This window comes from Paenibacillus sp. HGF5, assembly GCF_000204455.1.
GTDB lineage: Bacteria > Bacillota > Bacilli > Paenibacillales > Paenibacillaceae > Paenibacillus_AQ > Paenibacillus_AQ lautus_A.
Window position 1 is genome coordinate 1 of record NZ_AEXS01000040.1, and the last position, 11,522, is coordinate 11,522.

11 protein-coding genes are annotated in these 11,522 nt (G+C 48.3%); 3 read left to right on the plus strand and 8 right to left on the minus strand.

Annotated features, from left to right (window positions below):
* The 7 genes from HMPREF9412_RS07100 to HMPREF9412_RS07130 form a co-directional block, all read right to left on the minus strand.
* Positions 1–2,981, minus strand: a 2,981-nt coding sequence (locus HMPREF9412_RS07100) for an Ig-like domain-containing protein (protein ID WP_009590735.1), incomplete at its 3' end; no start/stop codon positions are given.
* 327 nt (positions 2,982–3,308) lie between these two features.
* Positions 3,309–3,560, minus strand: coding sequence for a hypothetical protein (locus HMPREF9412_RS07105; protein WP_036671567.1), 252 nt, complete (start codon positions 3,558–3,560; stop codon positions 3,309–3,311).
* Between the two features lie 144 nt (positions 3,561–3,704).
* Positions 3,705–4,244, minus strand: a complete 540-nt coding sequence (locus HMPREF9412_RS07110; RefSeq protein ID WP_036671568.1) for an RNA 2'-phosphotransferase — start codon at positions 4,242–4,244, stop codon at positions 3,705–3,707.
* Positions 4,245–4,270: 26 nt separating this feature from the next.
* Positions 4,271–4,708, minus strand: a complete 438-nt coding sequence (locus HMPREF9412_RS07115) for a hypothetical protein (RefSeq protein ID WP_036671569.1) — start codon at positions 4,706–4,708, stop codon at positions 4,271–4,273.
* 20 nt (positions 4,709–4,728) lie between these two features.
* On the minus strand, positions 4,729–5,106 hold the full coding sequence (locus HMPREF9412_RS07120; RefSeq protein ID WP_036671570.1) for a polymorphic toxin type 30 domain-containing protein: 378 nt from the start codon (positions 5,104–5,106) through the stop codon (positions 4,729–4,731).
* Positions 5,107–5,117: 11 nt separating this feature from the next.
* A complete protein-coding gene (locus HMPREF9412_RS07125; protein WP_009590739.1) occupies positions 5,118–5,834 on the minus strand; it encodes a WXG100 family type VII secretion target in 717 nt (238 codons plus the stop codon).
* A 283-nt stretch (positions 5,835–6,117) separates the two neighbouring features.
* Positions 6,118–6,633, minus strand: coding sequence for a DUF4241 domain-containing protein (locus HMPREF9412_RS07130; RefSeq protein ID WP_009590741.1), 516 nt, complete (start codon positions 6,631–6,633; stop codon positions 6,118–6,120).
* 230 nt (positions 6,634–6,863) lie between these two features.
* On the opposite strand from HMPREF9412_RS07130, the gene guaD reads away from it, so the two are divergent.
* Both guaD and HMPREF9412_RS07140 read left to right on the plus strand, forming a co-directional pair.
* Positions 6,864–8,228 (plus strand): guanine deaminase, encoded by a 1,365-nt coding sequence (gene guaD, locus HMPREF9412_RS07135; protein ID WP_036671571.1) that lies wholly within the window; start codon positions 6,864–6,866, stop codon positions 8,226–8,228.
* Positions 8,229–8,284: 56 nt separating this feature from the next.
* Complete coding sequence (locus HMPREF9412_RS07140; RefSeq protein ID WP_036671574.1) at positions 8,285–9,637, plus strand: uracil-xanthine permease family protein; 1,353 nt, start codon at positions 8,285–8,287, stop codon at positions 9,635–9,637.
* A gap of 150 nt (positions 9,638–9,787) precedes the next feature.
* Here the strand turns inward: HMPREF9412_RS07140 and HMPREF9412_RS07145 are convergent, their stop codons facing one another.
* A complete protein-coding gene (locus HMPREF9412_RS07145) occupies positions 9,788–10,213 on the minus strand; it encodes a DUF6157 family protein (RefSeq protein ID WP_009590737.1) in 426 nt (141 codons plus the stop codon).
* Positions 10,214–10,465: 252 nt separating this feature from the next.
* On the opposite strand from HMPREF9412_RS07145, the gene HMPREF9412_RS07150 reads away from it, so the two are divergent.
* Entirely contained in the window at positions 10,466–11,335 is an 870-nt protein-coding gene (locus HMPREF9412_RS07150) for a helix-turn-helix transcriptional regulator (protein ID WP_009590740.1), read from the plus strand.
* Positions 11,336–11,522 lie beyond the last annotated feature (187 nt).

Genomic DNA, 11,522 nt, shown 5'->3' on the forward strand with positions numbered 1-11,522 from the left:
TCCGAATAGGAAGAAAGCTGAGGCTTCTCGGCTAGTCCGAGCGCACGCACGACCATCGCGACGAACTCGGCGCGGGTCATCGTACGGTTAGGATCAAACGTGCCGTCAGCCGATCCGTTCACGATCAGCTTGTTCGCCATCCGCTCGATGTCGCTTTGCGCCCAATGTCCCTGGATATCCCCGAAGGTTCGGTTGGAGCGAACCGCGGTGAACACGCCGTTATATGCGCCATAAAAAGTCGCTGTCTCCCCTTCAAAAACGGAAGGGACAAAGCGCGGCTTCCCTGCGTCATCCACCCACACGACGGTGGAATGGTCGGGTTCTGCCGCACCGTTCAACGAGAATGTGCGCTCCAAATACGTGCCTTCCGCTTCGATTTTTACATTGCCGACGCTGTATAGCTCAAAGCTCGTCGGCCTAGCCAGCATGTCATAGCCTTGACGGGTCAATTCCTCATCCAGCTCACGGCTTGCAGAATCCGTCATTCTCGCGATGACAACCGTTACGGTCGTTCGGTTCGGGAGGTCGCTTAGCACGTGCAGCGGAACGCTGTAGCTTGCCCCGTTCACTCCAATCCGAATGGCTGCATTCGGATTCGCCGCAAGGAGAACCTGCAGCGCTTCAGCCGGAAAATCGACCTTCACCACCGGATCCTCATTATCGATGTCGATGACGATATCCTCCCCGCCAACGGCCCATGACCGAACCAGATCGGAGTCCGGTATCAGTCTCAGAACGGTGCGCCCATCATGCTCCTGCTCTTTTTTGGCGGCGACCCGAACTTGTTTGCCGTTGATCGTTACGATCATTCTTGGGTCCGGCGCAGGGGAAGGGGCAGGAACCGGAACCCAGCTATAGGACGGGGATTCCGGTTCTGGGGTATAGGCGGCTCTCATATCGATGCGCCCTACGTCGACCGTCTCCCCAGCTAGGACATTTACGGTTGTCGCATAATCGTTATACGTCGCTGCCGTCACCGTGAGTTCATGACGGCCTGCCGCTACGTTATTCAGCGCAAATCTCCCCTCGGCGTCGGTCATATCCTTCATTCCGCCCACCGATACCGCCGCACCGGCCAGCGGTGTATTCCCTGTACCGTAGACTGCGCCGGTCACCGTCCCCGTATCTGTTGGAGCCGATTGTACCGTCACTGCCGCGGTGGCCGTGAACCCGCCGTCGACGGTCGTCACCGTAACGACTGCCGTACCTTCAGCGACCGGCGTCACCTCGCCGCTCTGGTCCACCTGGGCGACGCTTGAATCGCTGGAACTCCAGGAAACCGCCTGTTTCGTCGCATTCGCCGGCATAAGGACGGATGTCAGCTTCTGTGAAGCACCTCCTGCCGTAAGGGTCAAAGTCGTCTGATCCAAACTCACCCCCGTAACGGGGATTGTGTTACGAATATGGCTCGCTTCTACTTGGATAACGCTCCAAGCTTGGATGCGCTGCTGTGCATCCAACTCAAATACCTGGAGATATTGACCCGGGATCGGATCAACAATGTCCGTACCTAACGAATACAAGGCCGCTTCGCCAGGCAGAGCATCTCCCAATAGGGGACGCTCACCGGCATCTGGTCCGAGCAAATAAGCAAACGTATGCCCAGAATCGCCCGGAACTGCCGTCGCGCTCGTCGCACCGTTCGCTCTGCCTGGGCTGATAGCAAGCCCGTCGATGTCCGGTGCCGTTTCATCCACGTACAGAGTCAATACCGCGCTGACGGTGTTCTGGCCCGCATCGGTCGCCGAGACCGTTACCGGGAACGCGCCCCTCACCGTGGGTCTGCCTTTGAGCATGCCATGATCCGTCAACGCCAGGCCGTCAGGAAGTCCGGAGGCGTTCCAGGACAAGCCCCCCCTTGCGCCGTCGAAAGCTTCAAGGACCAAGGAATAAGGAGCGTCCTTGTCCGCCCGCGGCAGATCCGTTGTCAAAATGTCCGGACGAAAATAAGGATATCCTCCATTAATACCGGCATCGACGGCCCAGATATCGGTGAAATCCCAGCCTTGGTAATTGGATGCTTCCCTCATTTCGTTGGTCGTAAGGCCCGTAATGTGAATCGAGCCAGTACCACTACCATCTCCTACGCCGCTGGTTTGCATGGTAGCAACGGAATCGAAATACGAGGCATGGATCGAGGGATTCGTCGCGTCGAAAATGGAACCGACAAAGCCGCCCATCCCGCCATAGCTGAATCTTCCGGATTGGGTGACAGCTGTCGACGAATAACTATTAGTAATATCCCCATATACTAGCTGTCCCGCCAATCCGCCCCCAAAGAAAAAGTGATCGCCACCCGAATTGGTCACCGTCCCTGTGGCATAAGAGTCGCTAATGGAGCCTGCGCCTTGGGATCCGATAAGCCCTCCTGCAAATTGGTTGGAGGCATCACCGCTCTTTACGGCAGCGGATGAAGATGAACGAATAATGCTGGAATGATCGTATGCCACACCGACCAATCCGCCTGCTACGCTCACGCCTGTATAACCGGTATTGCCGCTCGTAACGTTACCTTGCGAATACGAACCGATGATGCTGCCGCCGACCAGATGGCTGGCCAATCCCCCAGCATAGCTGCCGCCATGGACTTGAACCGTGACACCCAGATGACGAATCGTACCCGACACGTGGCCGAAGAATCCGACATCCTGCAGTGCGCTGCCTTCGATCTTAAGGCCTTCAATCTGGTATCCCCCACCGTCGAATATCCCGCGGAAGGCTGCCGCTTCATTGCCCAGCGGCACCCAATCGTATCCGGTCATATCGATGTCGCTGGTCAATCGGATATTCCGTTCCAGGTAGGACGCTTGATTCCGATTGATATAGGCCAGTTCTTCAGCCGTACCTACGAGAACCCAACCGGACTCTTCAGCCGGAACAGAGCCGTAACCAGCCCGGACCATGGGCTGAGCGGAAGCCAAGGGAGCAAGCACCATCGAGAAAATGAGAGTTACTGCCAGAAGCATGGACATTTTTTTCATAAACAGGTTTCTCCTTTGCATCAGTACACTCGATGATTTATAGATACACTCCGTGATCTGATAAATTTCGACATCTTTAATTAAGTGTAATATAACAATGGAACAAAGACTGTCTCAATTTTGTTTCAAGTTCTTAGGAAGGTGCAGTGATACGTTTTGATTTACAGATTCGGCTACTATTTTTTGTACGATTTCTGCTAGCGATTTGGAACTTACATTTGATTCAAGAAACAATTCGTAATCCATTCATTTCCAACCCCTAGTTACAAGCGAGTATTATATGGGTTTGGTGAGTACAATCGGCACCCCCCACAACCTTTAAAATATTCATGATTCAAATGCTGTTCTTTCCGGGAATTTGCCCCCCTCTCGAACCAAGCAAACCGCCAATCTTTGAGCCGCTCTATCAAAATAAAATTCACTTGGAATACTGGGGTCAGGCAAAGACTCCAACTCAGCAAACTTCTTAGTAGTCTTATTCAATTCAATTTTCCCCATAACGTCTTCGTTTGGACCAAATTTGTAAACAACAATATGATCATCTTCATGTTCTTTTAATAGCAACACATACGAAGCCATTTTACTCATCCTCATTTCAACATTTTTTGGTCTTCGTTTCTTCTTTCTAGAGCGTGCTAAAAAGCTTATTCCTAACTCTTCTTCAGGTTGGAATAAGCCTTTTAAAAGTTATAAACCCAATTAAGATGAATCAATTGGTTACAACTATTCTTCAGAAATAAACCTCGCAGGAACACTGTCAGCTAACCATACAGCATCATTGCCTTGATAAAAGTTACATCCTTCATTTGAAGCCTGCTCAGCTCGAACTACTAGCAGGACGGGACTAGGATCTTTACGCTTTCCGACCAAATATGCTGTTTCTCTATCAACGGATAGATGAACATACTGTCTACCCATTGGTCGAAGTCCCTCGTGCAAAATTTGTTCGACTAAGTGTCTAGCTGTCCCATGATAAAGTAATGTTGGCGGAGTTCCAATTACTTTCGATATTTTTTTGGGTGCAGAGTGACCATACAAGGCTCGTATTTTTCCATTCAAAATTTCATGCCGTGCTTTATCTGATTTATCAATCATTTCAATTAGATCATTTTCGGTTATAGATTCCCATTGTTTATCACGACGCAGCGCAATTAGAATCTGTTCAATGCTTACCCATCCTTCATCATCTAATTCTAATTCATACTCCCATGGTGCATGTCTTAAGGCATATGATACTTCTTTACTTAATTTTGTAATATCCACTACTCACACTCCATACTTATTAAACTTTAATTTTGCCTTTTAGACCAGTAACCTTCGATTTCATTGATCGCATTTATTGCATCCGCTCTGATGCTGCTGTTTTTGTGTGCTAAATACTTGGTTAGATAGGGTAAATACTCCTTTTTAAAAGTAAAGCTTAGTATCGTCAATGCGGAATGGAGACACTCCTCAGGCAGAAGTTCAAGATTGTCAGCTAAAATATCGAAGTTTATCCCCTCAATGTTTTTATAAGTTGCTGCGGATAGTACAGTAGTAAATATTTCTTCCTTCATATCTAAACTCTCTTCTTTAATACCGAAATGGAGTAGTACTGTAACAATATCATTGAAATTATCAATCGAATTGTTATAGGATTCGAAAATATCACAAAGGTGGCTTAACATCTCTGTTTTTTCCTCAGTATTCGATCCAGAGAGTGTTGCCTTTAGTTCTTCTATATTCAATTATTTCACCTCATTCCATATTATGGTATGAAAGGAATATGCGTATCATTAGCAATTGACTCATCATAATGAGGACTGTTTTCTCTTAGGACATTCTCTTTATGAAAGTTCCCTTCAGAATCCATTGTCCATTTCCATTTTGGGTTAACTTGCTTAACTTCTACTCTATAAATCCAACCATTCGCAGCATTGCTACCCGATGGAGCATTAGGATCGACACTGTGTGCCCGTACATCCCATGTTTTTCCTGATTCATCAACCCATCTGAATTTCACTCCTTCTGTAGCCCCTCCAGGTACTTCCCTCCAGGGAATTTGCTTAGCATCCGTAGGTATTCTAGATATAAGATCATTTATGTCTTTGATGTTCTGTAAATCACCAACCGCTCCAGTACCCATTTTATTTAGGTCTATATCCGGAGCCTTAGGCGTCCCCTCAACAACCTTCCCCCATCCCCACCCGAATCATGCTTCAGGTGCGGGTGAGTCTTCACGCCGATCCGGCGTGTGGCCAAGCCGGCCAGGATCATGGCAGCCTGCTGCCCCATATAATTAGAAGCACCGCCCGACGCCTCAACGTCTGCGGCGAATTTCTCCTGGGTATCGGCATCAAAAATCATTTTGCTTCCCCAAACCGCCGTGTCGATGATCTCTTCCGCCGTCCCGATAGTTGCATTATAGGCCATGTCCTTGGCAGTGCCAAGCGGGTCTTCCACCAAGGATGTAGCCGTATCCTTTACCGAATTTGCTACGGATTTCGCCCCAGTCTGCAGCCCCTGCCAGAAGTCCCCCGCATGGTCCCAGAACGTTTTGGACTCGTTCGCAGCGCTCGCTGCCGATGCCGCCATCATGATATCTTCACGCATATCCGCTGAGATGAACCGGTAAGCAATGGCCTTCAATTCCTGGCCGATGATCCGTAGATGCTCAATCGTTTTATTCATTTCGCCATGGGCACGCTGAAAATCTTCGAAAAACCGCGAACGGGTCGTTCCTTCCCACGAAGACATCATATATGTAATCTGCTGGTCCAGCCGATTCTTGGTCGTTTCCAGTTCTTCCGCAGCCCTGGCGGCTTCCTCCGATACCCGAATCAGTACCTCGGGCGGGACAAGTATTCTAGGCATTCGCATCCTCTCCAACGTTTCATTGGACCTTATTGTATCTATCTTCTAAGATATGGAAAAGGTTCCAGAGTCCTTCATATTGACGGCAATGGAGTGTGCAAGTTGGATGAAGCGAAGCCTTCATGCTTCCTATGGTACAGAAGCCCCAATATGCCTCTGTTCTCTCTAGTATAGTGACAGGTTTGGTTGGCATCATGGTGTATCCCTAATAAAACAGCCATAAAAGGGTTACCTTCTATGACTGTTTATACTTGCTCTTATTCATTTTTCCGTTAGCGCTCGACTACTTCTTAATAAACACAATTTTCACGCCAACCACTTGATCCTGCTCATTCACGGCCTTATACACGCCGTATGCACCATCGCCCATGCCGGTACGAGATACGACGCCCCCATCCAGAACACCTGCTTCTTCACCGCTCTCGGTGATGTCGCAGCACGCATAATACCATTCCGTATCCGTGTCCGAGCTATCCGATGCTGAATTCGCATCCGGAATTCGGTACTTTTGAATATCAAAAATTCCCGCCTGTCCGCTATCCACTCCAGCCACAAAAGGACACTTGATCCACTCCAGGAATGCCCCCTGTTCTGCTACCGAGTGATGGTAAGCCGTCAGCCTGGCGTTGGCTTCGCCCCAGTCCGGGATCTCCACCTTCTCCACTTCCCCTACCCACGTTCCATTCAATACGGCTTCCAACACGCCCATGATAATAATGTTCGTATCCAATTCATAACAAGGATCGGCCACAACCAATTGTCCGGAATTCACTTCAAAATGGCCCAGTTGAATGTTCAATGAAGATACCTCCAATAACAGCGTATAATGGTTCTATTTTAACACGTATAAATAATCAGACTCCATTTTCAACCTAGCCCCTCTTGATTCCACAACGACATCTCCTCAATCCTAGCAGTCACCTGATTTGTTCCACGCTCCATCTATTCGCCTTTAAACTATGGACATCTCTTTTTCAACGGACTATAATGACAAAAGCGCTCCAAAAAACGAACATTAAGGCGGTAAACATGAGTAAATATATGTTATTATTTCAAGGGACTTCTTTTTCAAGCAAATCTCCCAAAGAAATTCAAGTATTGAGAGACTATCTTTACTGCGTCAACATGGGCGGCATGATTGAGCGAGTCGTGGCACCGGAAGACGCCGACTATCAATCCTTGCTGGATACGTATCAAGGCACGGACAGCTTTCACCGACTAGAAGAAGGACAGTATTTCCTGCCTGGCTTTGTCGATTTGCATGTTCATGCCCCGCAATGGGCTCAATCCGGAACCGCATTGGACATTCCGCTCTACGATTGGCTGAATACCTATACGTTCCCGCTGGAATCCAAATTCTCCGATCTGGAGTTTGCGCAAAAGGTTTACGACGATGTGGTAAGCACCCTGCTGGCCAACGGAACAACGACAGCCCTTTATTTTGCCACGGTGCATAAAGAAGCCAGCTTGTTGTTAGCCCAAATCTGTGCAAGCAAAGGCCAGCGCGGACTTGTCGGAAAGGTCGTCATGGACGATCCCGAGCAGAATCCGGATTACTACCGCGATGCAGACACATCCACGGCACTGGCGGATACGGAGGAATTTATTATCGCTGTACAGGAACTCGCCAAGACCACCAAACAAGGTGTATATCCCGTCGTCACCCCACGCTTCATTCCAAGCTGCACCGATGAGGGGCTGAAAGGTTTAGGCGAACTGGCAGCCAAATACGACACGTATGTGCAGTCCCACTGCAGCGAAAGCGATTGGGCGCACGGTTATGTGAAAGATCGATTCCAGAAAAACGATGCGTTTGCCCTGCATGATTTTGGCCTGCTGCGCGATAAATCGGTCATGGCTCATTGTAATTTCCTTGATGACCAGGATGCAGAATTGTTTGCTGACACCGGCACCGCGATCGCGCACTGCCCGATATCCAACGCGTATTTTGCCAACAGCGTCATCCCGGTCGCCCGCTTCCATGCCAAAAATGTCGAGATCGGTTTAGGCTCGGATCTATCCGGCGGCTTCTCACCGAGTCTCTTCGATAATATAAGACAAGCCGTAATGTCCTCGAGAATGCTGGAAGATGGCGTGAACACCTCCCTTCCTGCGGAAGCTCGCGGCGTACCCGAGTCGAGGATTACGGTCCATGAGGCATTCTATCTGGCTACGGCCGGGGGCGGTGAAAGTTTGAGCCTGCCGATCGGTCGCATTCAAGAAAACTACGCATGGGATGTGCAGGTGATCGATACGAGACTTCCATCCGCGAAGCTGCCGATTTTTGACGAGTTTGAAGATATACAAGATATTTTTCAAAAAATCATGTATCTGGCACGGCCTGAGCATATCCGCGAGGTGTGGGTGCAAGGGGAAAAGGTTCATACGCGTTAAGAGAATAGAGGTTGTTCAAAACGCAATTCATCCTAACATTCGAGGTGTCCAACGGAGTGAAAACACAAGCAGAAGAGCTAAATGACACGCAAACAAAAACACAGCATTTAACGGTTCCGCCCGACGGCAAAATATCTTTCGGAAAATCCGCCATTCTCGGTTTACAGCATGTCGTCGCGATGGATGTCTATGTCGTCCCTTTCCTGATTGCCATGCTAATCGGCTTAGCGCCCAATCAGTCCAGCGCATTGATTCAATCCACGTTTATTGCGGCCGGGCTTGCCACGATCGTGCAAACGTATTTCTGTATGAAGCTGCCGATGGCGCAGGGGCCTTCCTATGTTCCACTCGGCGCGATTGTCGCGATATATGCCGCCAGCGGCGGTGGGGAGATGGGTTGGAGTTCCGTGCTGGGCGCGAGCTTAATTGGTGCGATCCTCGTCATTATTTTGGGGTATACAGGAATTTTCAATAAAATCGTTACTTCCTTCATCCCGCCTATTGTCGGGGGCACGATCATCTTCATCGTCGGTCTGTCCTTATTGCCGGTTGCCATCCGAGACAATATCTACGGCGCCACGGACGCTACCATCAATCAGAACGTGCTGCTGGCCCTGATCTCGGCGGCTGCACTCATTCTGTTCGTGATCCTGGGTTCTTTGTTCCGCACGAGAGGCGCGATATTCCGCGTTACGTCCGTGATGGTCGCATTAATTATCGGATGTATCTCAGCCAACTTTATGGGGGTGCTGGATTTCAGCGCTGTCGCAAACGCCAAGTGGTTCAGCATGCCGCAGATTCCGTTTAAGGATTTTGGCTTCTCGTTCGACTTCTCGGCGATCATCACCATGATCATTATTTATCTCGTCCTACTGGCAGAAACGACGGGTACATGGTTTGCCATAAGCAACGTTATTGATAAACCGTTAACGGATAAAAACATTAACCGTGGGGTGATTGGTGAAGGGATTAGCTGCCTGATTGCTTCCGGACTCGGCTCCACGCCGGTTACCGGCTATTCCACGAATGCAGGCATCATCTCCATCACGGGTGTGGCCAGTCGTCGGGTCTTTCTGGCGGTGGGCGGATGGTTTGTCCTCTTCGGCTGCTCCGGCAAATTGGCCGCATTGATCTCCTCGATCCCAACGGCTGTCATCGGCGGCGTATTCGCCATCGTCTGCGGCATCATCTCGATTAACGGGATCCAGGTCATGAAGAACGTAAAAATCGGCGAAAAAGAAATGTACATTATCGCCATCCCGATGATTTTGACGTTGGCGTTAGTGCTCATTCCTAAAGATTTCTTGTACACGCTGCCTACATTCGTGCAGTATTTACTCGGATCACCGATTCTGGCTGCTTCGCTTGCAGCGATCTTGTTAAATAAATTGCTGCCAAGTGCGAAGTAGGTTGTAGAGCGAGGCAATTGGACTTATATGTAAGGTTAAATGGGGCTGCCCTCAAAGTGACTACGTTTGTCGTAGGCTTTGGGGGTGTTTTTTTGTATATGGGGGACACTGATCAAATCAAACATGTGTTTACTGAACCTGTGATTGCACTCACTTCCTCTTGTTTCTCATGGCGGCGAGCAGCTTCACATTCCCATAGGCTCCTTCCACGAAGCGCCGATAATCAGGGGATTCCACTGGAACGATCGCGATTTGCCCCTTTGCATTGAAATGAATACCCCACCCGTATTTCTTCGGGAGCATCGATGCTCTCAAGCATGGTTGCGGCTTCATATAAAACTCGTCTCGAATCTGGTCCCCTCTCTCGGCTAACTCTGCCTCCGGAATGTTTTTGTGCCGGATATGCACTTCGTACAAAAGCTCCTCCTGGGTATAGCCATACGGATGATTCGTGATTAACTCAAACTCGATGCCCGGCTTGGTTTTTCCGTCTTTCTTGTCTGGCGGCTGCGTTCCAGTCTCAACGGGGCAATCTGCGGCAACGGTAATAAACGTATCATAGTAATTCCAATCCATTTTCGTTCCTCCTAATCCAATATATAGCACCGCTCATAACACATCGACTTATTTATAACCAATTATAACCCTCTATCCCTGACAGAATCGGTCAGTCATTTTGACCGTTTTTTCATATTTCCCCCTAATTCTATACAAATAATGAGGAGCCTCTGTTTAACAATTCGCGGATTGCGAATTGCCTTCTAAGCGGTATAACGCGTGTGGTATACTTAGCACAAAAAATTAGAGCGCGTGACGAAGGGAGTTAGTATGAACCATCATAGGATAATAGAACAAGCATTGATTCATATCGAGGAAAATTTAGAACAGCCTTTATCCGTGTCATCCGTTGCTCTTACTTTCAATATGTCTAAATATTATTTTCATAGGCTTTTCTCTGCCATGATGGGCTGTTCGTTAAATCAGTACATCCTATCTAGAAGATTGAATGCCACTTTACCACTCATTTATAACAACAACTTGTCGCTAACCGATATTGCTTATCAGTTAGCCTTTGGTACGCAAGCCTCATTCACCCGGGCATTCAAACAACATTACGGCGTAGCTCCAAGCTCGCTAAGAGCAGGGTTCAATAAAATCTCTCCGACTCCAATACCTACTGTGGTTAAAAGACCATTTAAAAATATGAATGGTGATATCGTCACGGATTTCACACTGACAGAGTTCAAAGAGACCCGAATAAGCGGGATTGCCTTTGAAGTAGACCTAGCCACTGATGATTACAAGAAGAAGATTCACTCCCATTCCAAAATGCTGTTGAATCATATTGATGACAACATAAATGGTTCTTGTTTTGTCATTTATTCAAACTGTCAACCCAATTCAACTCGGTTCAAAGTTCTGTTCGGAATCCCAAGTGACATTCAAATTCATGAACCCTTTTATTTCACGGTTGATGTACCGACTATTTTTTGTGCGAGGTTCAACTATTTTGGTGACCTGCTTGATATTGGAGAAGTGCTCAAAACAGACTATGCAAGATTCTTAAAGATTTCCAAGCAAGAGTCCGATCAATCGGATATTGAACTTATCCAAGTTTTTAATGATGTCCACAATCTGGATTCAACCTACCATATCTATGCACCAATCAAGAAACTCCCTGACGATCTGGAAATTTAATGTTGAACCGAGGAGCCAAACCGTCAGAGGAACTATTTATTTCATTCAATTAGGGAAGATCGAAGACATCTCTAATTCGATGCTTACTTACGTTCCGACCAAATAATATATCCGATCCATATAAGAGCAACTCCCATCGGTATCGCCAATGCCCGATCAAACGGATGGGGGATGATTGCAGCAGCAA

Bases quoted from the DNA above. Each gene is read 5' to 3' on its own strand.
- HMPREF9412_RS07150 (WP_009590740.1), top strand. From the start codon at position 10,466: ATGAACCATCATAGGATAATAGAACAAGCATTGATTCATATCGAGGAA.
- HMPREF9412_RS07145 (WP_009590737.1), bottom strand. From the start codon at position 10,213: ATGGATTGGAATTACTATGATACGTTTATTACCGTTGCCGCAGATTGC.
- HMPREF9412_RS07125 (WP_009590739.1), bottom strand. From the start codon at position 5,834: ATGCCTAGAATACTTGTCCCGCCCGAGGTACTGATTCGGGTATCGGAG.
- HMPREF9412_RS07105 (WP_036671567.1), bottom strand. From the start codon at position 3,560: ATGGCTTCGTATGTGTTGCTATTAAAAGAACATGAAGATGATCATATT.
- HMPREF9412_RS07120 (WP_036671570.1), bottom strand. From the start codon at position 5,106: ATGGGTACTGGAGCGGTTGGTGATTTACAGAACATCAAAGACATAAAT.
- guaD (WP_036671571.1), top strand. From the start codon at position 6,864: ATGAGTAAATATATGTTATTATTTCAAGGGACTTCTTTTTCAAGCAAA.